21 protein-coding genes are annotated in these 23,471 nt (G+C 73.3%); 11 read left to right on the top strand and 10 right to left on the bottom strand.

The features are described 5' to 3' along the window. Positions 1–7: 7 nt before the first annotated feature. Together FH609_RS03130 and FH609_RS03125 are read right to left on the bottom strand one after the other, a co-directional pair. Positions 8–997 (bottom strand): ABC transporter permease, encoded by a 990-nt coding sequence (locus tag FH609_RS03130; RefSeq protein ID WP_139667660.1) that lies wholly within the window; start codon positions 995–997, stop codon positions 8–10. Positions 998–1,006: 9 nt separating this feature from the next. Beyond that, positions 1,007–2,695 carry an ABC transporter substrate-binding protein gene (locus tag FH609_RS03125; RefSeq protein ID WP_139667659.1) on the bottom strand — a complete coding sequence of 563 codons (1,689 nt, stop codon included), beginning with the start codon at positions 2,693–2,695 and terminating at the stop codon, positions 1,007–1,009. Between the two features lie 318 nt (positions 2,696–3,013). Between FH609_RS03125 and FH609_RS03120 the strand changes: the two genes are divergently transcribed. The 3 genes from FH609_RS03120 (at position 3,014) to FH609_RS03110 (ending at position 6,867) form a co-directional block, all read left to right on the top strand. Beyond that, positions 3,014–4,288: an ROK family transcriptional regulator gene (locus tag FH609_RS03120; protein ID WP_139667658.1), complete on the top strand. Its 1,275-nt coding sequence runs from the start codon at positions 3,014–3,016 to the stop codon at positions 4,286–4,288. A gap of 190 nt (positions 4,289–4,478) precedes the next feature. Next, entirely contained in the window at positions 4,479–5,684 is a 1,206-nt protein-coding gene (locus tag FH609_RS03115; protein ID WP_226961361.1) for a cytochrome P450, read from the top strand. A 76-nt stretch (positions 5,685–5,760) separates the two neighbouring features. Beyond that, complete coding sequence (locus FH609_RS03110; RefSeq protein WP_139667656.1) at positions 5,761–6,867, top strand: type III polyketide synthase; 1,107 nt, start codon at positions 5,761–5,763, stop codon at positions 6,865–6,867. A 12-nt stretch (positions 6,868–6,879) separates the two neighbouring features. Here FH609_RS03110 and FH609_RS03105 read toward each other — a convergent pair whose 3' ends face one another. The 4 genes from FH609_RS03105 to FH609_RS03090 form a co-directional block, all read right to left on the bottom strand. Beyond that, positions 6,880–7,407, bottom strand: coding sequence for an NUDIX domain-containing protein (locus FH609_RS03105; RefSeq protein WP_139667655.1), 528 nt, complete (start codon positions 7,405–7,407; stop codon positions 6,880–6,882). 153 nt (positions 7,408–7,560) lie between these two features. Further along, entirely contained in the window at positions 7,561–8,334 is a 774-nt protein-coding gene (locus tag FH609_RS03100; protein WP_139667694.1) for an SAM-dependent methyltransferase, read from the bottom strand. Positions 8,335–8,728: 394 nt separating this feature from the next. After that, positions 8,729–9,799 (bottom strand): ATP-dependent DNA ligase, encoded by a 1,071-nt coding sequence (locus FH609_RS03095; protein WP_139667654.1) that lies wholly within the window; start codon positions 9,797–9,799, stop codon positions 8,729–8,731. Between the two features lie 77 nt (positions 9,800–9,876). Next, positions 9,877–10,242, bottom strand: a complete 366-nt coding sequence (locus FH609_RS03090; protein WP_139667653.1) for a PH domain-containing protein — start codon at positions 10,240–10,242, stop codon at positions 9,877–9,879. Positions 10,243–10,415: 173 nt separating this feature from the next. Here FH609_RS03090 and FH609_RS03085 point away from each other — a divergent pair, with 173 nt between their 5' ends. From FH609_RS03085 to ligD, 3 genes are read left to right on the top strand one after another with little or no spacing between them, the layout of a single operon-like run. Then, positions 10,416–10,655, top strand: a complete 240-nt coding sequence (locus FH609_RS03085; protein ID WP_139667652.1) for a DUF6186 family protein — start codon at positions 10,416–10,418, stop codon at positions 10,653–10,655. Positions 10,656–10,670: 15 nt separating this feature from the next. Continuing rightward, positions 10,671–11,072 carry a DUF6256 family protein gene (locus FH609_RS03080; protein WP_139667651.1) on the top strand — a complete coding sequence of 134 codons (402 nt, stop codon included), beginning with the start codon at positions 10,671–10,673 and terminating at the stop codon, positions 11,070–11,072. A 52-nt stretch (positions 11,073–11,124) separates the two neighbouring features. After that, positions 11,125–12,135 (top strand): non-homologous end-joining DNA ligase, encoded by a 1,011-nt coding sequence (ligD, locus tag FH609_RS03075; protein ID WP_139667650.1) that lies wholly within the window; start codon positions 11,125–11,127, stop codon positions 12,133–12,135. 19 nt (positions 12,136–12,154) lie between these two features. Here the strand turns inward: ligD and FH609_RS03070 are convergent, their stop codons facing one another. The 3 genes from FH609_RS03070 to FH609_RS03060 all read right to left on the bottom strand — a co-directional run bounded on the left by FH609_RS03070 (position 12,155) and on the right by FH609_RS03060 (position 16,445). Further along, entirely contained in the window at positions 12,155–12,970 is an 816-nt protein-coding gene (locus tag FH609_RS03070) for an SAM-dependent methyltransferase (protein ID WP_193317894.1), read from the bottom strand. A gap of 138 nt (positions 12,971–13,108) precedes the next feature. Continuing rightward, the gene (locus FH609_RS03065) at positions 13,109–14,089 is read right to left on the bottom strand and encodes a hydroxyacid dehydrogenase (RefSeq protein ID WP_139667692.1); all 981 of its coding nucleotides are present in this window, start codon (positions 14,087–14,089) and stop codon (positions 13,109–13,111) included. 1,195 nt (positions 14,090–15,284) lie between these two features. Then, positions 15,285–16,445 carry an 8-amino-7-oxononanoate synthase gene (locus FH609_RS03060; RefSeq protein WP_139667649.1) on the bottom strand — a complete coding sequence of 387 codons (1,161 nt, stop codon included), beginning with the start codon at positions 16,443–16,445 and terminating at the stop codon, positions 15,285–15,287. Between the two features lie 163 nt (positions 16,446–16,608). Between FH609_RS03060 and bioB the strand changes: the two genes are divergently transcribed. The 3 genes from bioB (at position 16,609) to bioD (ending at position 19,745) form a co-directional block, all read left to right on the top strand. Next, positions 16,609–17,670 (top strand): biotin synthase BioB, encoded by a 1,062-nt coding sequence (gene bioB / locus FH609_RS03055; RefSeq protein ID WP_122184281.1) that lies wholly within the window; start codon positions 16,609–16,611, stop codon positions 17,668–17,670. 95 nt (positions 17,671–17,765) lie between these two features. Beyond that, on the top strand, positions 17,766–18,998 hold the full coding sequence (locus tag FH609_RS03050) for an adenosylmethionine--8-amino-7-oxononanoate transaminase (protein WP_264372766.1): 1,233 nt from the start codon (positions 17,766–17,768) through the stop codon (positions 18,996–18,998). 6 nt (positions 18,999–19,004) lie between these two features. Further along, positions 19,005–19,745, top strand: a complete 741-nt coding sequence (bioD, locus tag FH609_RS03045; protein ID WP_226961359.1) for a dethiobiotin synthase — start codon at positions 19,005–19,007, stop codon at positions 19,743–19,745. Positions 19,746–19,890: 145 nt separating this feature from the next. Here bioD and FH609_RS03040 read toward each other — a convergent pair whose 3' ends face one another. Beyond that, entirely contained in the window at positions 19,891–20,679 is a 789-nt protein-coding gene (locus tag FH609_RS03040) for a class I SAM-dependent methyltransferase (RefSeq protein ID WP_139667648.1), read from the bottom strand. A 265-nt stretch (positions 20,680–20,944) separates the two neighbouring features. On the opposite strand from FH609_RS03040, the gene FH609_RS03035 reads away from it, so the two are divergent. Continuing rightward, positions 20,945–21,916 carry a phosphotransferase enzyme family protein gene (locus tag FH609_RS03035; protein WP_139667647.1) on the top strand — a complete coding sequence of 324 codons (972 nt, stop codon included), beginning with the start codon at positions 20,945–20,947 and terminating at the stop codon, positions 21,914–21,916. A 112-nt stretch (positions 21,917–22,028) separates the two neighbouring features. Then, complete coding sequence (locus tag FH609_RS03030) at positions 22,029–23,351, top strand: MFS transporter (protein ID WP_139667646.1); 1,323 nt, start codon at positions 22,029–22,031, stop codon at positions 23,349–23,351. The last annotated feature ends 120 nt before the right edge of the window (positions 23,352–23,471 follow it).

Raw genomic sequence — 23,471 nt, 5'->3', positions numbered from 1 at the left:
GCTCCGTTCAGTTCTCGACTCGGGTACGGGGGTCGATGGCCCCGTACAGGAGGTCGACGACCAGGTTCGCCCCCAGCACCGCCACCGTGATGACCAGGAAGATCCCCTGCATCAGGGCGTAGTCGCTGTTCTGCACGGCCGACAGCAGCCGCGAGCCGATGCCCGGGTAGGAGAAGACCTGTTCGGTGATGATGGAGCCGGAGACCACGAAGCCCAGCGAGATGGCGAAGCCCGCCACCGAGGGCAGCACCGCGTTCCTGGCCGCGTAGCGGCTCATGATGCGGCGGTCGCGGAGCCCCTTGGCCTGCGCGGTGAGGATGTAGTCCTCGGAGATGGTGGAGACCATCATGTTGCGCATTCCCAGCAGCCAGCCGCCCACCGAGGAGACCACGATGGTCAGGGCCGGCAGGGTGCCGTGTTCGATCACCGAGCTGATGAACTCCCAGTTCCAGCCGGTGGACAGCGCCACGTCGTAGCCGTGGTTGAGCGGGAACCACCCGAGCTGGGAGGAGAAGACCAGCACGAAGATCAACGCCAGCCAGAAGTACGGCACCGCCGAGAGCACGGTGGTGGCCGGAACGAGGTGGTCCAGCCAGGAGCCTCGTTTCCAGCCGACCACCGCGCCGAGCACCACGCCCAGCGCGAACGACAGCAGGGTGGCGATGCCCACCAGGCCGACGGTCCAGGGCAGGGACTGCCCGATGACGTCACTGACCTTGGCCGGGAAGGCACTGGTCGCGATACCGAGATCACCTCTGGCCAGATTGCCCAGATAGGTGAAGTACTGGTTCCACAGGGGCTCGCCCGAGTCGGACCCGAGCAGCGCCTCGAAGGACTCGCGGACCTCGGGGCCGACCTGGCCGCCGCGCTGCTGGAGCTTGCCCAGCAGCGCGTCGACCGGGTTGCCCGGCATCATTCGCGGGATGAAGAAGTTCAGGGTCAACGCCGCCCACAGGGCGACGAGATAGAACCCCAGCTTCCGGACGTAGTACCTCATCAGGCGGCGTCACTCACCGGCGGGCTTCAGGTTGCGGAAGATCTGCGACTGGTCGGGGCGCGACCACACCGCCGGGAAGGCGTAGAGGTTCACGTCCGTCGGCCAGCCGGAGAACTTGCCGGCGTTGAACTCGCTGGTGGTGCCGGCGACCATGATCGGGATGTAGGGCATGTCCCGCTCGATGGCGGCCTGGATGGTGTCGTAGTACGGCTGACGCGCGTCCTGGCCGTCCTCCGGGTTGAGCTGACCCAGCTCCTCGATCGCCGCGTCCACCTCGGGGTTGGCGTAGCGCGACCAGTTCGGGTTGGCGCTCTCACCGACCGGCTTGGTGCTCTGGCTGTGGAAGAACTGGTAGTAGATGTAGTACGGGTCGGGGGAGGCACCCGGGTAGAGCGAGTCGATCGCCAGCTGGAAGTTACCGGTGTTGCGAGAGTCGGTGACCTCGTTCCAGGACGCCTGGTTGACCGTCAGCTTGATGCCGACCTCGTTCAGCTGCTCGGCCATGGTGTTGACGGCGGTGATGTAGTCGGTCCAGCCGGTCACCACGTTGACCGTCATCTCCAGCTTGACGCCGTCCTTGGCGTAGATGCCGTCGCCGCCCCTGACATAGCCGGCGGCCTCCAGGATCTCCTCGGCCTGCGCGGCGTCGGCGGTCATGCTGGCGGTGCGGTTCTCCAGGTCGGCGGAGACATAGGCCGCGTCCCGCTCGGGGAGGGCGAAGCCGGGCGAGATCTCGCTCGAAGTGTTCTGGAAGGCCAGCGAGTTGAGGGTCTCGCGGTCCATGGCGTGGAAGATCGCCTGACGGACCGCCGGGTCCGTCTGCGGCCCCTCGCAGCCCAGCTCGGTGTTGGCGCAGGTCACCAACACCGTCTGGTTCATGGGGATGGTGATGACCTTGTAACCCTCGTGGTTCTCCTCGAAGTTGGCGATGTCCGGCACCGGGCCGGTCTGCCAGTCGATCTCGCCGGCGGCCAGCGCGTCGGCGCCGGCCTGGTTGCCGGAGAGCGCCACATAGCGAACGTTCTTCAGCTCGGGCTCGCCGTCCCAGTAGTCCGGGTTGGACGTCAGGGTGAACGCCTGGGGCTTGAAGTCATCGAGCAGGAACGGGCCGGTTCCGACCGGCTCGGCCATGATGTCGGTCTCCGGCTCTTCTATGCCGGCCCAGATGTGCTCGGGAACGATCGGCGACTTGCCCAACAGCTGGGGCGCGTCCATATACGCCGGGTCCTCGAAGCTGACGGTCACATGGCTGGCGTCCACGACCTCCGTGGTGCCGTCGAAGCCGAAGCTGTTGAACGCCGGGGTGTCCCGGATCAGGTCGAAGGTGAAGGCGACGTCCTCCGCGTCGAACGCCTCACCGTCGGACCAGGTGACGTCCTCGCGCAGCGTGATGCTCAGCTCGGTGCCGTCCTCGTTCCAGGCGTACTCGGTGCCCAGCCGGCCGGCCGGCTCGTCCTGGCGCGCGGTGTTGAAGAAGAAGAGGGGCTCGTAGATGGAGCCGATCCCCTCGATCGCCTCCGGCGAGTAGGGGTTGTAGTTGCGCTGCCACTCGCCGGCGAGCCCGGTGTAGACGATCAGCGTGTCGGGGTCGGTGGACGACCCTCCGCCGGACCCGCCACACGCGGTCGCGAGCAGACCGATCGTGACCGTCCCGATCGCCGCCGCTCTCGCGCGCCGCCACCTTGCGTGCAAGGACATTCTCGTTCCTCTCTTAGCCTGCCCCGACGTTGGGGCATGGGCGGAGTCACCCAGGGGTATGTGATTGTTAAGCCGCCGAATTAACAAAGTCAACCCTCCAATGACACGAACAGACAACGACGCGCCCGCACTTGGGGCGGACACGCCCCGCACCCGCGCTGCCACCGTGCGCCATGTCGCATGGTGCGTCTCCCGTCCCGTCGTTCACACTGGCCAAATGCTTCGTCAGCCAAATAAACTAAGAGTCGCGCAGTGTCACCCGGGCGACGCGTACCGAAGCGGTGAACTCTCGCGCGGAGTGCGGAGGATGAGGATTCAGTGAGCGGACCTGCCGGAGCGACCCCCCATGCCAGCAGCAGGGCGGCGGTGCTCGACGTGATCCGGGCAGCCGGCACCATCAGCCGGGTCGGGCTTGTGAAGGCCACCGGGTTCACGGGCGCCACCATCTCCACCGTGGTCCGTCGCCTCATCGACGACGGGCTGGTGCTGGAGTCCGGCCGGGCGGAGTCCACCGGCGGCAAACGCCGGGTGCTGCTCCAGCTCAACCAGTCCTCCCGGTTCGCCGTCGGTGTGCATCTGGACCATGCCGGCATCACGTATGTGCTCACCAACCTGGGCGGTTCGGTGGTCGCCCGGATGTCCCGGGCGGGCGTTGGCACCGACGATCCGCCGGTCATCATGGAACGCATGGCGACGGAGGTCGACGCGCTGATCGACGGCGCCGGTGTCGACCGCAGCAGGATACTGGGCCTCGGCCTGGTCGCCCCCGGCCCCCTGAACCAGATCAGCGGGATGCGCGTGAGCCCGCCGACGATGCGGCACTGGGAAGACTACCCACTGGCCAGCGGGTTGGAGACCGCCACCCGGCTGCCGGTGGTCCTGGACAACGACGCCACCGCCGCCGCGCTGGGCGAGCACTGGTCGGGCGACGTGGGCGGCACCTCCACGTTCGCCGCCATCTACATGGGCACCGGGATCGGCGCCGGCCTCGTGGTCAACGGGATCACCTACCGGGGCGCCAGCGGCAACGCGGGCGAGATCGGCCATATTTGTCTTGATGTGAACGGTCCCGCGTGCTGGTGCGGGGCCCGGGGCTGCACCGAGATGCTGGCCGGTCCCGGCGCCGTGGTCAGCGCCGCCCGCGCCGACGCGACGCTGGCCCGCTCGGCCGGCCTCGCCGACGCCCCCGAACGCCCGCGCTGGCTCGCCGACTTCGCCGCGATCACCCGGGCCGCGCTGCGCGGCGACGCCCGCGCCAAGCAGCTGCTGGAGAGCTCGGCGCGGCACCTGGCGGTCGCCGCCCGCACCCTGGCCAACGTGATGGACCTGGAGCAGCTGGTGCTCACCGGCCCGAGCCTGGCCATCGCCGGCTCGATCTATCTGCCGGTGGTGCAGGACGAGTTGGACCGCGCGTTCTTCTCCCGGGCCACCCACTCCATCACCGTGCGGCTCTCCCGCTCGGCCGCCACCGCGCCGGCCATCGGCGCCGCCGCGCTCGTGCTCCAGTCCGAACTGGTGCCGCTGCGCGAGGGGTTGCGCCTGCCGGACAACCTGGGCGACGCGGAGCCCACCGGGCAGCCGACGAGCCGCTGACCTGCGGCGGGCGCGGGAGCGCGCGCCGTGCGCCCCGGCGACCTCACGGGAACGCACCACCCTAAGTGAAGAAATATCGCGGTATCTCTCCTCTAACGGGTTAATTCCGCAGGGGCGGCACATGACCGCGCCGTGGGACGGGGACAGAACGATTCGTCCAGGCGATCCCCGACGAACTGGAGCGCCTCCCTTGGCCACCTCCGACACCGTCCACCACTGCCCGTTCGACTTCGCGGAAGGGCTGGAATTCGACCCCACGCTCAGACGCCTGATGACCGAGGAACCGGTCGCCCGCGTCACCCTCTCCTACGGCGAGGGCACGGCCTGGCTGGTCACCCGCTACGAGGACGTGCGGCTGGTCACCACCGACCGCAGGTTCAGCAGGGCCGCCGTCGCCGGGCGGAACTTCCCCCGGATGACCCCCGCGCCCATCGTCCAGTCCGAGTCCATCAACCTGCTCGACCCGCCGGCCAGCAGCCGGCTGCGCCGCCTGGTGGCGCAGGCGTTCACCGCGCCCAGGGTGGAGGCCATGCGGCCGGCGATCCAACGGATCGTGGACGGCCTGCTGGACGAGATGGCCGACCACGGCCCGCCGGCCGACCTGGTCGCCCACCTCTCCTCCCGGCTGCCGCTGACCACCATCTGCGAGGTCCTCGACATCCCCGAGGACGACCGGCCCGAGCTGCGGCGCCGGGCGATGGCCATGATGGCCACCGGCGCTGCCACCAAGGAGGCCGCGATCCAGGCCAAGGCCGAACTGCGCGCCTACTTCAAGGAGTTGACCCAGGTCCGCCGGGCCAGCCCGGGCGAGGACCTGATCAGCCACCTGGCCACCGCGCGGGACGGCGAGGAGCGGCTGGGGCCCGACGAGCTGGCCGTGATGGCGATGGTCCTGATGATGACGGGCCACGACACCAGCACCTACCAGCTGAGCAACATCACCTACACCCTGCTCACCCACCCCGAGCAGCTCGCCAAGCTGCGCGCCAGGCCGGAGCGGCTGCCGGACGCGCTGGAGGAGCTGCTGCGGTTCATCCCGTTCCGCAAGGGCGTCGGGATTCCCCGGATCGCCCTGGAGGACGTGCGCATCGGCGACGTCACCATCCGCGCCGGCGACACCGTGCACGTGTCCTATCTGGCGGCCAACCGGGACCCGGCACGCTTCCCGAACCCGGACGAGCTGGACCTGGACCGGTCGCCGGCGCCGCACATGACGTTCGGCTGGGGGGTCCACCACTGCATCGGCGCGCCGCTGGCCGTGATGGAACTGCGGCTGGCCATCGGCACGTTGCTCGCCCGCTTCCCCGGGCTGCGGCTCGCGGTACCGGCCGAGCGGGTGCGGTGGAACGACGAGTCGATCTGGCGCTACCCGTATGAGCTTCCGGTCGCTTGGTGACCGGCACCACCACTGAGACTGCCGTCGATACCGCGCCGGGCGCCCCGGGCCCCGGTCGCGGCAAGGGGAGGGGATCATGGCCATTCTGTGCAGACCAGCGATCGCGGTACCGGAGCACGTGCTCACCCTGGAGGAGACCCTCCGGCTGGCACGCACCATGCACGCCGACCATCCGCAACTCGCTCTGGCCCTGCGGCTGATCGAGAACACCGGGGTGCGCACCCGGCACATCGTGCGCCCGATCGAGGAAACGCTTGAGCACCCCGGCTTCGAGGAGCGGAACCGGGTCTACGAGGCGGAGGCCAAGCGCCGGGTGCCGCCGGTGGTCTACCGGGCGCTGGACCAGGCGGACCTGACCGTTCGGGACATCGACCTGATCGTCTATGTCTCGTGCACGGGCTTCATGATGCCCTCGTTGACCGCCTGGCTGATCAACACGTTGGGTTTCCGGCCGGAGACGCGTCAACTGCCGATCGCCCAGCTGGGCTGCGCGGCCGGCGGCGCGGCGATCAACCGGGCGCACGACTTCTGCCGGGCCTATCCGGGGACCAACGCGCTGATCGTGGCGTGCGAGTTCTGCTCGCTCTGCTACCAGCCCACCGACCTGGGCGTCGGGCAGCTGCTCTCCAACGGTCTCTTCGGGGACGCGGTGGCCTCGGCCGTGGTGCGCGGCCGGGGTGGCAGCGGGGTGCGTCTGGAGCGCAACGGCTCGCATCTGGTGCCGGACACGGAGGACTGGATCTCCTACGCGGTGCGGGCCACCGGCTTCCACTTCCAGTTGGACAAGCGGGTGCCGACCACCATGAAGATGCTGGCGCCCGCGCTGCGCACCCTGGCGACCGAACACGAGTGGGACGTCTCGGGGCTGGACTTCCACATCGTGCACGCGGGCGGGCCCCGCATCCTGGACGACCTGTGCCACTTCCTGGACGTGCCGCCGGAGATGTTCCGCTTCAGCCGGGCCACGCTGACCGAGCGGGGGAACATCGCCAGCTGTGTGGTCTTCGACGCGCTGGAGCGGCTGTTCGCCGCCGGGGGCGTGCCGGAAGGCGCCAGGGGGCAGATCGCGGGCTTCGGCCCCGGCATCACCGCCGAGATGGCGCTGGGGAGTTGGGTGACCGGGGAACGGCCGGCGGTGGCCGGCCAGACCCGGGGGTCGACGCGCCGGGCCGGCGTGGCCTGAGCCCGGGGGTGCTCAGCCGGCCCCGGCCCTCGCCCCGGCCAGGTAGGCCGCCGCCATGTCGGTGTGGGTGGGGAAGGCCAAGGTGGCGGGGCGGGTGAGCACCAGCCACTCGGTGGCCTCGGACGTCGGCCGGGACGGCGGCAGGCCGGCCGCGTCCACGGGCGGGAACAGCGCGAAGACGTTGAGGTTGCGCTCGGTGCTCCGCACGTCGTAGAGCGTGACGCTCTCCGTGGAGGCGGTCAGGCCGGTCTCCTCCCACAACTCGCGGGCGGCGGCCTGCCGCCAGTCCTCGCCGATCTCCATATAGCCGCCGGGCAGGGCCAGTTCACCACGGCAGGGCTCGATATCCCGGCGGACCACCACCAGGCCACGGCTGCCGTCCGCCGCCACCACGGGCAGCAGGGCGACGGCCACCGGCAGGGGGTTGGCCCAGAGCGTCTCGCCACAGCGCGGGCAGTCCCTGGGCCAGCCCTCCACGGCGGCGTACCCGGCGCCGCAGTAGGGGCAGTGCGTCACGGTGCGGCCATAGGTGTAAGCCATCGAAGCGTCGCTCCGCCTTTCGTTCTGTTCCGCTGGGTCTTTCGCCGGCGTTCCGCCGGGTCTCCGCTGCCGCGCCGGGCGGCCCGGTCCCCGGTCCCCGAATGCCCTCGGGCGAGCGGGATCTTCGGAGAGGCTACGCTCTCCCGGGCCAGGTCAGGGCTTGCGCCCGACGCCGCCGACGATCTCCAGGTCGGAACGCGCCGGGCGGGCCCCGGGCGTTGGGCGCCACAGCGGGCAGGAGACCACGCCGGGCTCGACCAGGTCCAACCCGTCGAAGAAGCCGGCGACCTCGGCCCGGCTGCGCAACAGGTAGGGGGCGGCACCGGTCCGGTTGTACCGGCCCTGGGCCTCGGCGAACGCGGGGCGGCCCGTGACGCCGTCGTTCGCCGACAGATGGCTGCCCGGGGGCAGCGCCGCCAGCAGCGCGCTGACGATGCCCCGCGCCTCCCCGTACTCCTCGACATGGCCGAGGACGCCGCTGAGGATCAGGCCCACCGGCCGGTCGAGGTCCAGGGTCTGGTCGACGGCCGCCAACACCCCCGCCGGGTCCCGCAGATCGGCGTGCACATAGTCGGTCGCGCCCTTGGGGCCGCTCGCCATCAGGGCGCGGGCGTGGGCGATGACCAGCGGGTCGTTGTCGACATAGACGATCCGGGCGTCGGGGCGGACGCGTTGGGCGATCTGGTGCGTGTTCTCCGCCGTGGGCAGCCCGGTGCCGATGTCGACGAACTGGGTGATGCCGGCCTCGCGCGCCAGGTAGTGGATGCTGCGGCCCAGGAACTCCCGTGAGGCGCGGGCCACCTGGCGGACCTCGGGGAAGATCCGGCAGTAGTCGTCACCGGCCGCCCGGTCCACCGCGTAGTAGTCGCGCCCGCCGAGCCAGTAGTTCCAGATCCGCGCCGAGTGCGGCACCGTCCGGTCGATCATGGGCGCGTCTTCGGTCACGGCGCGTTTCTCCTGATGGTGCCATGGTGCTGCGGTGCGGGTGGGACGTCTTAGCGGCCGGACGGTGGGGCGCGGGAGGCGCCGGGGTGGCGGGGCGCACGCCGTGCGGACCTGGCCCGTGGGCCGGGACGGCGCGGGCGGTGGGCACCGCCGGGACGGTCGCCGGCGGCGTCTCGCTCAGCGGGCCCACCCCGGTCGACAGCGCGGGGAAACGTCGAGGGTGGCGGACGAAGTGGCCCGCGGCGTGCGGAGATTCATAACAGCAACGCATCATAGATGCGCTCTATCGATGCGTCGATAAAGCGTCCAGGACTGATGGCACGTCAGGCGGCCGGAACGCGCGCGCCGTTGCGCTCAGGGGGCCGGGGCGGCGCCGTCAGTCGGCGCGGGTGGTCAGCACCTCGTCGAGGTCGTAGCCGACGGGCTCCTCCAGCTGGGCGTAGGTGCACTCATCGGGCTGCCGGTCGGGGCGCCAGCGGCGGAACCGGGTGGTGTGCCGGAAGCGGTCGCCCTGCATGTGGTCGTAGGCGACCTCGCAGACCCGCTCGGGGCGCAGCGGCAGCCAGCTGAGGTCCTTGCCGCCGGTCCACCGGCTGGGGCCGCCGGGCAGTCGGTCCCTCTCGTGCGCCTCCTCGCGCGCCCAGTCGGCCCACGGGTGGCCCTCGACGGAGTCCATCAGCAGCGGCGTCAGCTCGGCCATCAGCTCCTCGCGCCGCCTGGCGGTGAACGAGGCGGCGACGCCGACGTGTTGCAGCCGGCCGTCGGCGTTGTAGAGGCCCAGCAGCAGGGAGCCGACGACGGGGCCGCTCTTGTGGTGGCGCAGGCCGGCGAGCACGCAGTCGGCGGTCCGCTCGTGCTTGATCTTGACCATGGTGCGCTCGTTGGGCGTGTAGGGCTGGTCGGGCCGCTTGGCGACGACGCCGTCCAGGCCGGCGCCCTCGTAGCGCTGGTACCAGTCCTGGGCGAGCGCCAGGTCGGTGGTGGCGGGGGCGAGGAAGAGCGGCGGGCCGGCGTCGGCCAGCGTCTCGACCAGCAGCCGGCGGCGCTCGGCCAGCGGCTCCGCCAGCAACGACCGCTCCCCCAGCGCCAGCAGGTCGAACGCGACAAAGCCCGACGGGTGCCGCTCGGCGAGCATCCGCACCCGGGAGTCGGCCGGGTGGATGCGCTCCAGCAGGGCGTCGAAGTCCAGCCGCCCGGCGCGGGCGATGACGATCTCGCCGTCGAGCACGCAGCGCTCCGGCAGCCGCGCGAGGAGGCCCTCGGCCAGCTCGGGGAAGTACCGGGTGAGCGGCTTGGTGGAGCGGCTGCTGATCTCGATCTCCGGGCCGTCCCTGAAGACGATCGCCCGGAAGCCGTCCCACTTGGCCTCGTAGTGCAGCCCGGGCGGGATGCGCGCGGCCGGCTTGGCGAGCATGGGCTTGACGGGGGGCATCACGGGCAGCTCCATGCTGCGGATTGTCCCCGCGGGCCGCCGGCCGCGCCCCCGGCGCGCCGCCGTTCGGGCGGGGCGGGCGTCCGTGCGCGTTACCTGGCGACGAACTGGGTGAGTATCGCCTGCACCTCGTAGATGTCGACGCCCTTGGTGAAGGTCTTCTGGAGCGGCGTCGGGTTGCTGGAGACCCAGATCTTCAACTCGGCGTCCAGGTCGAAGTGGCCGGCGGTCTCGACCGAGAAGTGCGTGATGCTCTTGTAGGGGATCGAGTGGTACTCGACCTTCTTGCCCGTGATGCCCTGCTTGTCGACCAGGATCAGCCGGCGGTCGGTGAACAGCAGCGTGTCCCGGATCAGCAGGAACGCCGCCTGCACCCGCTCCCCCTGCCCGAACAGCCGCCCGTACTCCTGCTGCGCCTGCCCCGGGTCGATCGCGTGCGCGTTGCCGAACAGTGCCATATCTGGCCCCCCACCGTGCGAAGTCGCTGTCCTGGCACTGTACCGGGGGGCGCCGACAGTCGGGGGTGGTGTGCCGGCCGTCCGGGCGCGCCCCCGTGGCCGGACGGCCCGGGTCGGCCACATTGGGGTGTCGGGAACGTGTGGTGGACGGATCGCGAGGCCGGGAGGCGTGCGTGGCGGATCATCCGGTGGCGGGCTATCTGGTGTGGGCCCTGCTCTTCGGGGCGCTCTTCGGCTGGGAGGCGCTGACGCTGGCCCGGCCCGAGGCGGGGCTGCCGACGCTGAGCGACGCGATGGACGCGGTGATGCGCTACCCGGTGGGGCGTTGGGTGCTGTTCGCGGTGTGGCTGTGGTTCGGCTGGCACACCTTCGTGCGCGGCTGGCACTTCCTGCTGCGCGGCCCGGTCGAGTGAGGGCGGCGGACGACGGTGCGACCCCCGACGGCGTTGGTGCTGGCCATGACGGCGCTCGGCTATGTCCTGCTGATGGCCACGTTGGCACTGGGCCTGGTGCGGGCCCGTCGGGAGCGGGGCGCACGGCAGCAGGCCGAGCCCGGAGGGCGGCGGGGCCGGGCGGCGCTGGTGTGGCGGGTGGCCGAGACGGTGCTGGGCGGCTGGGCGGTGCTGGTCGTGGTGCTGCTGGGCTACTACTACGGGCTGGCGGACCTGGGCGGCAACTTCCTGGTCGGCGGGCTGACCGGGAGCGCGGCCCTGCTGGCGATCGCGCTGCCGCTGTTCGCGCTGGCTTCCTGGGGTTGGGAACGCGCCGGGGGCCGGAAGCGTGCCGAGGACCGGCGGCGCGCGGGTGCGCGCGGGGGGCGCTCGCGGTGAACGGGCGGCGCCTCGGACTGCGGCGAGGCGCGCCCGGACCTACCGTGGAAACATGGCTGAGGCGTTGGAGGTCACGGTCGGCGGGCGCCAGGTGCGGGTGAGCAACCCGAACAAGGTGTACTTTCCGGAGCGCGGCTACACCAAGCTGGACGTGGTCGAGTACTACCGGGCCGTGGCCGACGGCGCGCTGCGGGCGCTGCGGGACCGCCCCACCACGCTGCAACGCTTCCCCGACGGCGTCACCGGCGAGGCGTTCTTCCAGAAGCGCGCGCCGAAGAACATCCCCGACTGGATTCCCACCGGGCGGATCTCGTTCCCCAGCGGCCGGCACGCGGACGAGTTCGCGCCGAACGAGCCGGCCGCCGTGGTGTGGGCGGCCAACCTGGGCTGTCTGACGTTTCATCCCTGGCCGGTGCGCCGCGACGACACCGAGCACCCGGACGAGCTGCGGATCGACCTCGACCCGCAGCCGGGCACCGACTATGCCGACGCCGTCCGGGCCGCGCTGGAACTGCGGGAGCTGCTGGAGGAGTTGGGGCTGCGCGGCTGGCCGAAGACCTCGGGCGGGCGCGGCATCCACGTCTTCGTGCCGATCGTTCCCGAGTGGACGTTTCCCCAGGTGCGGCGGGCGGCGATCGCGGTGGGGCGCGAGCTGGAGCGGCGCGCGCCCGAGCGGGTCACCACGGCCTGGTGGAAGGAGGAGCGCGGCGAGCGGATCTTCGTGGACTACAACCAGATGGCCAGGGACCGCACCATCGCCAGCGCCTACTCGGTCAGGCCGCGCCCGACGGCGACGGTCTCGGCCCCGTTGACCTGGGAGGAGGTCCCCGACGCCCGCCCGGAGGACTTCGACCTGGCCACCATGCCGGGCCGGTTCGCCGAGGTGGGCGACCCGCACGCGGAGATGGCCGAGCACCCGTGCCGGCTGGAGGCGGTGCTGGAGCTGGCCGAGCGGGACGAGCGGGAGCACGGCCTGGGCGACCTGCCCTACCCGCCCGACCACCCCAAGGTGGCCGGCGAGCCCACCCGGGTGCAGCCCAGCCGGGCCCGGAAGAAGAAGTGACCGGCGGCGGGCGCGGCGTTCAGGACTTGCGGGCGACCCCGCCGGCCTGGCCGACGTCCTGGGGGCCCTGGCTGGCCGCCGGGTCGGGCCGCCAGCGGGGCACGGTGACCACGCCGGGCTCGACGAGTTCGAGGCCGTCGAAGTACCCCCGGATCTCGTCCATCGTGCGGAGCCGGTACGGAATGGCGCCGGACGCGTTGTAGGCGGCCTGCGCGGCGCAGTACACCTCGTCGGTGTCGGTGCCCTCGTTGATGGAGAGGTGGCTGCCGGGGGCCAGCCCGGCCATCAGGCGCCGCACGATGGACTGGGCCTCCTCGAAGGTCTCGACATGGCCGAGGATGCCGCTGAGGATCACGCCGACCGGCAGGTCGAGGTCGAGGTGCTCGGCGGCCGCTTCGAGGATGCGCTCGGGCTCCTGGAGGTCCGCCTCCACATAGGCGGTGTGGCCCTCGGGCGTCGAGGTGAGCAGCGCGTTGGCGTGCATCAGCACCAGCGGGTCGTTGTCGAAGTAGACCACCCTGGCCTCGGGGTTGACCCGCTGGGCGACCTGGTGCGTGTTGTCCACGGTGGGCAGCCCGGTGCCGACGTCGAGGAACTGCCAGACGCCGGCGTCGCGGGCCATGTAGCGGATGGAGCGGACGAGGAACTGCCGGGAGCAGCGGGCGACGTCCACGATGCCGGGGAACGCCTCCCGGTACTGGTCCCCGGCGATCCGGTCCACCTCGTAGTTGTCGCTGCCGCCCAGCCAGTAGTTCCAGATCCTGGCGGAGTGCGGCACGGAGGTGTCGATCTTGGACACCGGCACGGGACGGGGGGTTGACGCGTCGTCTGTCACGGGCGCTTCTCCTGCGGTGCGTCTGCGGTGCGTCGGGCCTGCCACGCCCAACGTAGCCGCCCGGGCGGGCCAGCCGGGCCAGGCTCACCACAGGCGGCGCGGGGCGCTCGCGGGCGCTCGCGGTGAGCCCGGGCAGGATCAGGCGATGCGGCCCAGGTCGGCGGCGTGCACCGGGTGGGCCAACGGCTCGCCCGCGCCGATGTGCGCCAACTCCTCCAGCACCACGTCGGCCAGCCGGTGCAGCTCGGTGCCCTGGGCGCCGGCGACGTGCGGGGTGAGCCAGACGTTGTCCAGCGTCCACAGCGGGGAGTCGGCGGGCAGCGGCTCGGGCTCGGTCACGTCCAGGACGGCGGTCAGCCGGCCGCTGACCAACTCCGGCTCCAGCGCCGCGTGGTCGACCAGCGCGCCCCTGGCGGTGTTGATCAGCACGGCGCCGTCGCGCATCAGGGCGAGGCGGGGGGCGTTCAGCATGTGGCGGGTCTCGGCGATGGCGGGCGCGTGCAGGCTCACCAGGTCGCTGGTGGTCAGCAGCTCCTCCAGCGACAGCGGGGTGGCGCCGAGCGCCGCCGCGCCCTCGGCGTCGAGGTAGGGGTCGGAGATGACGACCTCCAGGTCGAAGGGGCGCAGCGCCTCCGCGACCAGCCGGCCGATCCGGGAGGCGCCGACCAGCCCGACCCGACGCCGGTGGTTCCCGACGGTGGGGAACTGGCGCAGCAGGTCGACGTGGCCACGGCCCTCGCGCAGCCGGGCCATGGCGGCCGGGACGCCCTTGAGGGTCAGCAGGATCATCGCCAGGGTGTACTCGGCGACGGGCTGGGCGTTGGCCTGGGCGGCGGTGGAGACCTGGATGCCGCGTTCCCAACAGGCCGGCGCGAGGTGGCCCTTGACCGTGCCGGCGGAGTGCAGCACCGCGCGCAGGCGGGGGGCCGTGGCGAGCACCGCGTCGTCCACGACGGGGCTGCCCCAGCCGGTGACGAGCACCTCGATCTCGGCGAGCCGGGCGCGGGCGGCCGGCGAGGTGAACTCGGTGAGCACCGAGCCGTCTCCCAGATCGGCCAGCTCCCGGAGCCGGGCCAGCTGGGCCTGGGTGAAGAGGCGGTCCGGGAGGTCGGGGAACATGGCGAGAGCGGCCTGGGGCAGTCGGCGCTGCACGTGCTTCCTCCGGGGTGGGGCTGTCGAGGCGGTGCTGTCGAGGTCGAGCTGTCGAGGTCGAGCTGTCGAGGTGGGGGCGGCGGTAAGCGATTGCTGAGCCCCGTGCATGGTATGCGACGGGGGTGGGGCGGGACGCGGGAGCCCTGGGGGCTCCCGCGAAGCGGGGCCCGGGGAGCCCGGGGGCTCCCCGGGCGGGGCGGGTGCGCGCCGGCGGGGGCCGGCGCGGGTGCCCTGCGGGCGGCGCGGGTGCCCTGCGGGCGGCGGTCAACGGGCGGGGGCGGGTTGTGGATGCGCCCGGCGGGGCGGGGGCGCGCGGCGGGGCGGGGCGCACCTGAGCGAGGGGCAGCGCGCGGGCGCCCGCGCCGGGGACGGGGGGCCGGGGCGGTGGCTCGCGCCGGGGGGGCACCGGTGCCTGGTGCGTGCGCTCGGGGCGGGGACGCCTCGTGGCCCGGGCTCAACGAAGCGTTCCCGGGGCCGCGCGCCGAAGCCGAGCGGTGCCAGCCGACGCGGGCACCCTGCGGGCGGCATGGACTCGGGGCCGGTACCCAAAGGCCGGCGCGCAACGAAGCGTTCCCGGGGCCGCGCGCCGAAGCCGTGAGGGATACGAGCCGACGCGGGCACCCTGCGGGCGGCATGGACTCGGGGCCGGTACCCAAAGGCCCGCACGCAACGAAGCGTTCCCGGGGCCGCGCGCCGGAGCCGTGAGGGGTGCGAGGCGGCGTGGGTGCCCCGTGGCCGGGGCTCAGCGGGGCGGTCTTGGGTGCGGGGTGCCGGCTCGGCGGCGTTTTCTCGTGGCTGACTGTGGCGGGGATCAACGGGGCCGCGCAGGCCGGCCGTTGACCGTCGGGGCCGTCGGCGCGCCGGGCCGGCGGGGGCGGCCTCGGCCGACGCGCCTCGTCGGCAGGTGCCGCCCGCTGAGGCTCCCCGCCCTGGCGGGCGTCGGCGCGGCGGTGTGCGGAACGGGCATGGGCCGCCGAGGGCGGGCGAGACTCCGGGCGGGGTGATCCACCGGTGGCGGTGAGCAACAGGGCCGCACGGCCCGGACGTTGACCGACAGAGCCGGGGCCGCCGGCCGTAACTCAGGCGCGCCGCTGGCCGCCAGGGCCGCCGGGCCGGGGCCCGGCTGGCGGTGGGGCGCGGGCTCGCCGTGGGCGAGGCCACGTCAGTGGGGGGCCGTGGTGGTCAACGTTGTGATGGCGGTGTCGAGTTGGGGCGGGGTGAGGTCGGCGCGGGCGGTCAGGCGGAGGCGGGAGATCCCGTCGGGGACCGAGGGCGGGCGGAAGCAGCCGACCAGCAGGTCCCGGTCCCGGCAGGACTCGGCCCAGGCGAGGGCCGCCTCGGGCGAGGGCGCGCGGAGCGACAGCACGGCGGCGGCCGGTGGGTGGGCGGTCAGCCCGGCGGCGGTGAGGCGTCGGTGCAGGGTGGCCGCCGTCGTTCGGGCCCGTTCGGCCAGCGCCGGTTCGGCGCGCAGCAGGCGCAGCGCGGCCAGCGCGGCGGCCACGGCCGGCGGCGCCAGGCCGGTGTCGAAGATCATGGTGCGGGCGGTGTTGACCAGGTGCCGGATGACGCGTTCCGGGCCCAACACGGCGCCGCCCTGGCTGCCCAGCGCCTTGGAGAGGGTCACGGTCGCCACCACGTCGGGCGCCCCGGCGAGGCCCGCCTCGGCCAGCGCGCCGCGCCCGCCGGGGCCGAGGACGCCGAGGCCGTGCGCGTCGTCGACCAGCAGGGCGGCGCCGTGGGCCCGGCAGACCTCGGCCAGCGCGGGCAGCGGCGCGGCGTCCCCGTCGACCGAGAAGACCGCGTCGCTGACGGCCAGCGCCGGCCCGTCGTGGGCGGCCAACGCGGCGGCGACGGCGGGCGGTTGGGCGTGCGGGACCACGGTGGTCGTGGCGCGGGACAGTCGGCAGCCGTCGATGAGCGAGGCGTGGTTGCCGGCGTCGGAGACGAGGAGGGTCCCGGCGGGGGCGAGCGCGGTGAGGGCGGCCAGGTTGGCGGCGTACCCGGAGGCGAAGACCAGCGCGGACTCCGTTCCGCAGAACGCGGCCAGCTCCGCCTCCAGTTGGGCGTGGGCCCCGGTGCTGCCGGTGACCAGGCGGGAGCCGGTGGCGCCGGCGCCCCAGCGGTGGGCGGCCTCGGCGGCGGCCGCCGCCACCTCGGGGTGGCGGGCCAGGCCGAGGTAGTCGTTTCCGGCCAGGTCCAGCGCGGTCGAGTCAGCGGCGCGGGGGCGCAGTCGGCGGGTGAGGCCGGCCTTGGCGCGGCGTTCGGCGGCCTCGTCGAGCCAGTCCAGCACGTGTGCGGGGGTCGGGCGCGGGCGCGTCGTCATGCCGGCCGTTCCCCCGTTTCGCCTTCCGCGTCTTGTTGACTGCCCATAAAGCTAGTGGGCGGCCGGCGTGCGCAACATGCGGGGATGGACAGACGGCCGCCGACTCCTGTTGTGGGGTTCTGCCTTGGACCTGAGGGGGGCGGGTGCGACAGGATCGGGAGCCATGGACCTTCTGGACCGGCTGGTGGACAAGGGGCTGCGCCGCGCGCGGCCCACCCGCGAGGAGGCGCTGGCCGTGCTGGCCACCTCCGACGACGAGCTGCTGGACGTGGTGGCGGCCGCCGGCCGGGTGCGGCGGCACTGGTTCGGGCGGCGGGTGAAGCTGAACTACCTGGTGAACCTCAAGTCGGGCCGCTGCCCCGAGGACTGCTTCTACTGCTCGCAGCGGCTGGGCTCGAAGGCCGAGGTGTTGAAGTACACCTGGCTGAAGCCGGAGGAGGCGGCCGAGGCGGCGAGCGCCGGCGTGGCCGGGGGCGCGAAGCGGGTGTGCCTGGTGGCCAGCGGCCGGGGACCGACCGACCGGGACGTGGACCGGGTCTCGAAGACGATCGAGGCGGTGCGCGAGCGCCACCCGGAGGTGGAGGTCTGCGCCTGCCTCGGCCTGCTGTCCGAGGGGCAGGCCGGCCGGCTGCGCGCGGCGGGGGCCGACGCCTACAACCACAACCTCAACACCTCCGAGGCGACCTACGGGGACATCTGCACCACCCACGGCTACGAGGACCGGGTCGCCACGGTGCGGGAGGCCAGGTCGGCGGGGCTCTCGGCGTGTTCGGGGCTGATCGCGGGGATGGGCGAGAGCGACGAGGACCTGGTGGACGTGGTGTTCGCGCTGCGGGACCTGGACCCGGACTCGGTGCCGGTGAACTTCCTGATGCCGTTCGAGGGCACGCCGTTGGCGGGAACGTGGGAGCTGACGCCGGCGCGGGCGCTCCGGGTGCTGGCGATGACGCGGTTCGTCTGCCCGGACGTGGAGGTGCGGCTGGCCGGCGGACGGGAGACGCATCTGCGGTCGCTCCAGCCGTTGGCGCTGCACATCGTGAACTCGATCTTCCTGGGCGACTATCTGACCAGCGAGGGCCAGGCGGGCCGGGAGGATCTGGCGATGATCGCGGACGCGGGGTTCGAGGTGGAGGGCGCGGACAGCGACACGCTGCCGGCGCACCGGGACGGCCTGGTGACGGTGCGTCGCCGGGGCGCGGGCACCGATCTTCCGCCCAACGCCTGAGGGGGCGCGCTGTGTTGACGCCTGGTCAGATAGTGCGGCGGCCGGCCGACGTGTTGGCGCTGGACCGGGAGCACGTCTGGCACCCGTACGGTCCGATGCCGGCGGCCAACGGTCCGCTGCTGGTGGATTCGGCCCGTGGGGTGCGGCTGCGGCTGGCCGAACCGGCGTTCGGGCAAAGGGAGTTGGTGGACGGGATGGCCTCCTGGTGGTCGGCCGTGCACGGCTACCGGCATCCGGTGCTGGACGCGGCGGCGGCCGAGCAGCTGGGCCGGATGAGCCACATGATGTTCGGCGGCCTGACGAACCGTCCGGCCGTCGAACTGGCCGCGCGGCTGGTGGAGTTGACGCCCGGCGAGCTGCGGCACGTGTTTCTCGCTGACTCCGGTTCGGTGTCCGTCGAGGTGGCGCTGAAGATGTGCCTCCAGTACTGGGTCTCGGTCGGACAGCCGGAGCGGCGACGGCTGTTGACGTGGCGGGGCGGCTATCACGGCGACACCTGGCACGCGATGTCGGTGTGCGATCCCGAGGGCGGGATGCACGAGCTGTGGTCGGGGGCGCTGCCGCGTCAGGTGTTCGCGGATGCCCCGCCGCCCGGCTTCGACGCGCCGCCCGACCCCGGCTATGTCGAGCGGCTGCGGGCCCTGATCGCCGAGCACGCAGGGGAGTTGGCGGCGGTGGTGGTCGAGCCGGTGGTGCAGGGCGCCGGCGGGATGGCGTTCCACTCCCCCGGGTATCTGCGGGTGCTGCGGGAGGCGTGCGACGAGCACGGGGTGCTGTTGGTCTTCGACGAGATCGCCACCGGATTCGGGCGCACGGGGCGGCTGTTCGCCGCCGAGCACGCGGATGTGGTGCCCGATGTGCTGTGTCTGGGCAAGGCGTTGACGGGTGGTTACCTGACGCTGGCGGCGACCCTGTGCACGCCCCGGGTGGCGGAGGGCATCTCGCGGGGCGAGGTGCCGGTGCTGGCGCACGGGCCGACGTATATGGGCAACCCGTTGGCGTGCGCGGTCGCGTTGGCCTCGGTCGACCTGCTGCTGGCCGGGGACTGGGCCGGCGAGGTGGCGCGGATCGGGGCCGGGCTGCGGGCCGGTCTCGCGCCGGCGGCCGAGCTGCCGGGGGTGCGGGAGGTGCGGGTGCTGGGCGCGATCGGGGTGATCCAGCTGGACCACCCGGTGAACCTGCCGGCCGCCACCGAGGCGGCGGTGCGCGCGGGCGTGTGGCTGCGGCCGTTCCGGGACCTGATCTACACCATGCCGCCCTATGTGACCGAGGACGCCGACGTGGCGCGGATCTGCGCGGCCGCCGTGGCGGCGGCGCGGGCGGGGTGAGGCGCCGTGCGTGCGGAGGGTGAACGGCCGGCGGCCGGGCGGGTGTTGGTGGTCAGCGGGACCGGGACCGAGATCGGCAAGACGGTGGCGACGGCCGCCGTGGCGGCGGTGGCGCTCGCCGCCGGGCGGCGGGTCGCGGTGCTGAAGCCGGCGCAGACCGGGCTGGCGCCCGGCGAGCCGGGCGACGCGGCCGAGGCGGCGCGGCTGGCGGGGCCGTTGACGGCGCGGGAGTTGGCCCGGTTCCCGGAGCCGCTGGCGCCGGCGACGGCGGCCGCGCGGTGTGGGCTGCCGCCGGTGGGTCCGGCCGAAGTGGCCAAGGCGGCCGAGGAGTTGACGGCCGATCACGACCTGGTGCTGGTGGAGGGCGCGGGCGGGCTGCTGGTGCGGCTGGACGAGACGGGCGGCACGCTGGCGGACGCGGCGGTGCTGCTGGGCGCGCCGGTGCTGGTGGTGGTGGCGGCGGGGCTCGGCACGCTCAACCTGACCGCGCTGACGGCGGAGGCGCTGGCCGCGCGGGGGCTGGGGCTGGCGGGCGTGGTGATCGGCAGCTGGCCGGCCGAGCCGGACCTGGCGGCCCGCTGCAACCTGGCCGACCTGCCCGTGGCGGCGGGCGCGCCGCTGCTGGGCGCGGTGCCGGCGGGGGCGGGCGCGCTGCGCCCGGCGGACTTCCGCGCGCGGGCCGGGAGTTGGCTGGCGCCGCCGCTGGGCGGCCGGTGGCGGTCGCCTGCGACGACCGCCGGGGCGTGAGCGGGGGCGCTGCCGCGCGGGTGCGGGGGCGCGTGAGCGCCAGGGCGCTCAGCGCGCGGGGGTGCGCGGCCGGCGCCCGGCTACGGGGGAAGCGGCCTGCACCGTGGACAGTCGACCGTTCCGCGAGGACTGGTCGTTCTGGTTGCTACTCGGCCTCCAGGACGAAGAACAGGAAGGACAGGAAGCGCGGCATGGCAGCCATGGCCTCGGGAAACAGCTCGCGGGCGGCGGGATCAGGGTCCGGCTCGCTGATGACCGTGATCCGGAAACCTGCCCCGGTGAACGCCCTGACCGTCGCGTGCAGCGGCCTGTGCCAGCGACTCACCAATGCGGTCTGGCTGCCTATGGTCCACTCCGTGGTCCACCTGGTGGTGTCGAAGTAGTCGCATTCCGCCTCTCGGCCGACCTCGCGGTGAATGAGATTGACGGCGAAGGGATGGTCGATGGAAGCGATCAGTCGCCCACCGGGCTTGAGCACGCGTCGCAGCTCGGCCAGCGCCGGCCCCCAGTCCTCCAGGTAGTGCAGCACCAGGGACGCGACCACATCGTCGAACGTGTCATCAGGGTAGGGAAGTGGGCCGCCCAGGTCCGTCACCCGCAGGTCCGCACCGTCGCCGAGCCGCCGCCGGGCCAGCTCCAGCATCCCGGCACTCGAGTCGAAGCCGCTCACCACAGCGCCACGGTCGCGCAGCGCGGCAGACAGGAGCCCCGATCCACAGCCGGCGTCGAGGACCCGCCGGCCAGCCACGTCTCCAGCGAGGGCCAGCATCGCCGGACGCTCGTAGTAGGCGTTCACCAGGTTGGATTCATTCACGGCCGTGTACGCCTCGGCGAAGCTGTCGTAGTCGTTGACCCTCGGCGAATCCACACCCTCCACGGGTGGCGAGGCCAGCCTGACGGACATCACGTGTTCTTGGTACTCGCTGGAGATCATGGTGCGGAGACGTGTGCCGCACCAGTTCGGTTCCTTCCTGTGGCCAAATGTTCCTGTCGCCAACTGGGGGTGCCGTCACAAACGGCGAACCTCGTGAAACGCCTCGGGAAACAGTCCGGACCGTGAGCGACGACGACAAGCTCCTGGAATCGCACCGACCGCCCGATGTCCACCCCGCGCCGGCGGCACGCGGCGCGGCCGGCGGCTACGGGCACCGTCGGGAAATCGTTCCCGTTGGGGAGGGGGTCGGTGGCACCATGCGCGGATGCATGAGGCACCTTCCGACCTCGACCCCCGCGCGCTCGGCGCGCTCCTGCGCGACCGTTGGGGCCTCGCGCCGACCGTGCTGGAGCACGCGCCCGTCGGCTTCGGCGGCTACCACTGGCGGGCCTCGGACGCGGCGGGGCGGCGGTGGTTCGTGACCGCCTGGGACCTGGACGCGGGGCCGACCGATCCGTCGACGCTCGCCGCCGCGCTGGCCACCGCCGCCACCCTGGCGGCCCAACTCGACGGCGTGGTCGGCCCGTTGACAGACGGCGAGGGGCGGAGCACGCACCGGCTCGGCCGCCGCTACGCGGTGGCCGTCTTCCCGTGGGCGGCCGGCGCCTCCGGCGAGCACGGCCAGCCCCACTCGGCGGAGCAACGGCGGGCGTTGCTGGGCCTGTTGGCGGCCGTGCACCGGGCGGCGCCCGCCGTTCCCGAGGCGCCGCGCCGCGATCCGGGGTTGGCGGGGCGGCCCGCGCTGGAGCGGGCGTTGGACGCGCTGGACACGCCGTGGACCGGCGGCCCCTACGCCGAGCCGACCCGCCGATTGCTCACGGACCGTCAACCCGCCGCGCTGCGCGCCGCGTTGGCGGACTATGACGCGCTGCTCGCGCGGGTGCGCGCCGAGGGCGTGCCCTGGGTGCTCACCCATGGCGAGCCGCACCCGGGCAATGTGCTCTGGTCCGAGGGGCGGCCGGCGTTGATCGACTGGGACACGGTGGGGCTGGCCCCGGCCGGGCGCGACCTGTGGCAGGTGACGGAGGACCCGGCCGAGCTGGCCGCCTACGCGGCGGCCGGCGGCGGCCCGGTCTCCTCCGCCGCGCTGCGGCTCTACCGGCTGCGCTGGGATCTGGACGAGATCACGCTCTATGTCGACCAGCTCCGCCGTCCGCACGGCGCCGATCGGGACACGGCGACCGCCTTCGAGGGCCTGGTCGAGTCGTTGGACCGGGCGCTGGCCGCCGTCGGCTGAGGCCGCCGACGCCGGACGCCGGGGCATGGTTGCCTCCGCGCCATCGACCCTGTTTTATCGTTAAATCGCACGTTCCACACATGGCACCGAGCCCCCGGAGAGAGTCACACCCATGCCCAAGGCGGTGGTCGACCCCGTACTGCGACGCTGGCGCGCCGCGCTCTTCATGCTCTTCCTCACGCCCGGCTTCGCCCTGGCCTCCTGGGTGACCAGGACCCCGGCGATCAAGGAGGCGGTGGACGTCTCGACCGCCGGCATGGGCCTGATCCTCTTCGGCCTCTCCATCGGCTCGATGATCGGGGTGCTCTCGTCGGGCGCGCTGGTCGCCCGGCACGGCGGCCGGTGGGTCGCGGTGCTCGGCGGCTCGTCGATCACGCTGGGTCTTGCGGTGCTGGCCTGCGGCGCGGCCGGCGGCATCGGTCCGGTGGTCTTCCTGGGCCTGGCGTTCTTCGGCTGCGGCACCGGCCTCCAGGAGATAGCGGTGAACGTCGAGGGCGCCGCCGTGGAACGGGCGTTGGGCCGGCCGGTGATGCCGGCGCTGCACGGCTGCTTCAGCGGCGGAACGGTGCTGGGCGCCGGCGCCGGGATCGGGCTGACCGCGCTGGACTTCCCGGTCTTCTGGCATCTGGCGCTGGTCACGGTCCTGGCGGCGGCCGGGCTGCTGTGGGCGCGGACCCGGGTGCCCGGCGGCACCGGCCGGGAGGAGCCGGGCGAGAACGGCGAACGGACCGGCCGGGCACGGGAGCGGCTCGCGGTCTGGCGGGAGCGCCGGGTGGTGCTGCTGGGCCTGATCGTGCTCGGGATGGCGCTGGCCGAGGGTTCGGCCAACGACTGGCTGCCGTTGATCATGGTGGACGGGTTCGACCTCGACGAGGTGGCCGGCTCGGTGGTGTTCACCGTCTTCGCCGCCGCGATGACGGTGGGCCGCTTCTCCGGGCAGGTGCTGTTGACGCGCTTCGGCCGGGTCGCGGTGATGCGCGGCGGCGCGGTGCTGGCCTGCCTCGGGGTGCTGGGCGTGATCACCGCGCCGGGGCCCGAACTCGCCGCAGGGGCCGTCCTGTTGTGGGGTCTGGGCGCCTCGCTCGGCTTCCCGGTCGCGATCTCGGCGGCCGGCGACGACCCACGGGGCGCGGCGGCGCGGGTGAGCGCGGTGGCCACGACGGGCTACTTCGCGTTCCTGGTCGGGCCGCCGGCGCTGGGCTTCCTGGGCGAGGAGTTCGGGCTGCGGAACGCGATGGTCGCGGTGCTGGCGGTGGTGCTGGTCGCCGGCGCGGTGGCCGGGGCGGTGCGGCCGTCCGGCCGGAGCGCGCCGGTGGCCGAGGGGCAGGAACGCGGCGGCCGCGCCGTCCCCGAGGCCGGCCCCCACGACAGGACCGGCGGGCCCCACGACGAGGCCGCGAAGCCGAACGACGAGGCCGCCGAACCGCGCCGCTGAACCCGCCCGCGCGGAGCCGCACCGCCGAACCACCCCGGCCAGCCACACCGTTGACCGTTCCGGAGTCGGCGGGGCCGCGCCGTCGGCCGTCCGGCGCGACGACGCGCGCCCGCCACGGAC

The sequence above is a fragment of the Streptomyces sp. 3MP-14 genome (assembly GCF_006334905.2).
Taxonomy (GTDB): domain Bacteria; phylum Actinomycetota; class Actinomycetes; order Streptomycetales; family Streptomycetaceae; genus Streptomyces; species Streptomyces triticirhizae.
The sequence above is the reverse complement of the archived record's forward strand: the minus strand, read 5'-3'. Positions and strand labels throughout refer to the sequence as shown.

Bases quoted from the DNA above. Each gene is read 5' to 3' on its own strand.
- FH609_RS03040 (WP_139667648.1), bottom strand. From the start codon at position 20,679: ATGATCTCCAGCGAGTACCAAGAACACGTGATGTCCGTCAGGCTGGCC.
- FH609_RS03105 (WP_139667655.1), bottom strand. From the start codon at position 7,407: ATGGCTTACACCTATGGCCGCACCGTGACGCACTGCCCCTACTGCGGC.
- FH609_RS03060 (WP_139667649.1), bottom strand. From the start codon at position 16,445: ATGACGACGCGCCCGCGCCCGACCCCCGCACACGTGCTGGACTGGCTC.
- FH609_RS03050 (WP_264372766.1), top strand. From the start codon at position 17,766: ATGCCGGCGGCCAACGGTCCGCTGCTGGTGGATTCGGCCCGTGGGGTG.
- ligD (WP_139667650.1), top strand. From the start codon at position 11,125: ATGGCTGAGGCGTTGGAGGTCACGGTCGGCGGGCGCCAGGTGCGGGTG.
- bioB (WP_122184281.1), top strand. From the start codon at position 16,609: ATGGACCTTCTGGACCGGCTGGTGGACAAGGGGCTGCGCCGCGCGCGG.
- FH609_RS03130 (WP_139667660.1), bottom strand. From the start codon at position 997: ATGAGGTACTACGTCCGGAAGCTGGGGTTCTATCTCGTCGCCCTGTGG.
- FH609_RS03110 (WP_139667656.1), top strand. From the start codon at position 5,761: ATGGCCATTCTGTGCAGACCAGCGATCGCGGTACCGGAGCACGTGCTC.
- FH609_RS03125 (WP_139667659.1), bottom strand. From the start codon at position 2,695: ATGTCCTTGCACGCAAGGTGGCGGCGCGCGAGAGCGGCGGCGATCGGG.
- FH609_RS03090 (WP_139667653.1), bottom strand. From the start codon at position 10,242: ATGGCACTGTTCGGCAACGCGCACGCGATCGACCCGGGGCAGGCGCAG.
- FH609_RS03100 (WP_139667694.1), bottom strand. From the start codon at position 8,334: ATGATCGACCGGACGGTGCCGCACTCGGCGCGGATCTGGAACTACTGG.
- FH609_RS03035 (WP_139667647.1), top strand. From the start codon at position 20,945: ATGCATGAGGCACCTTCCGACCTCGACCCCCGCGCGCTCGGCGCGCTC.
- FH609_RS03030 (WP_139667646.1), top strand. From the start codon at position 22,029: ATGCCCAAGGCGGTGGTCGACCCCGTACTGCGACGCTGGCGCGCCGCG.
- FH609_RS03095 (WP_139667654.1), bottom strand. From the start codon at position 9,799: ATGGAGCTGCCCGTGATGCCCCCCGTCAAGCCCATGCTCGCCAAGCCG.
- FH609_RS03065 (WP_139667692.1), bottom strand. From the start codon at position 14,089: ATGTTCCCCGACCTCCCGGACCGCCTCTTCACCCAGGCCCAGCTGGCC.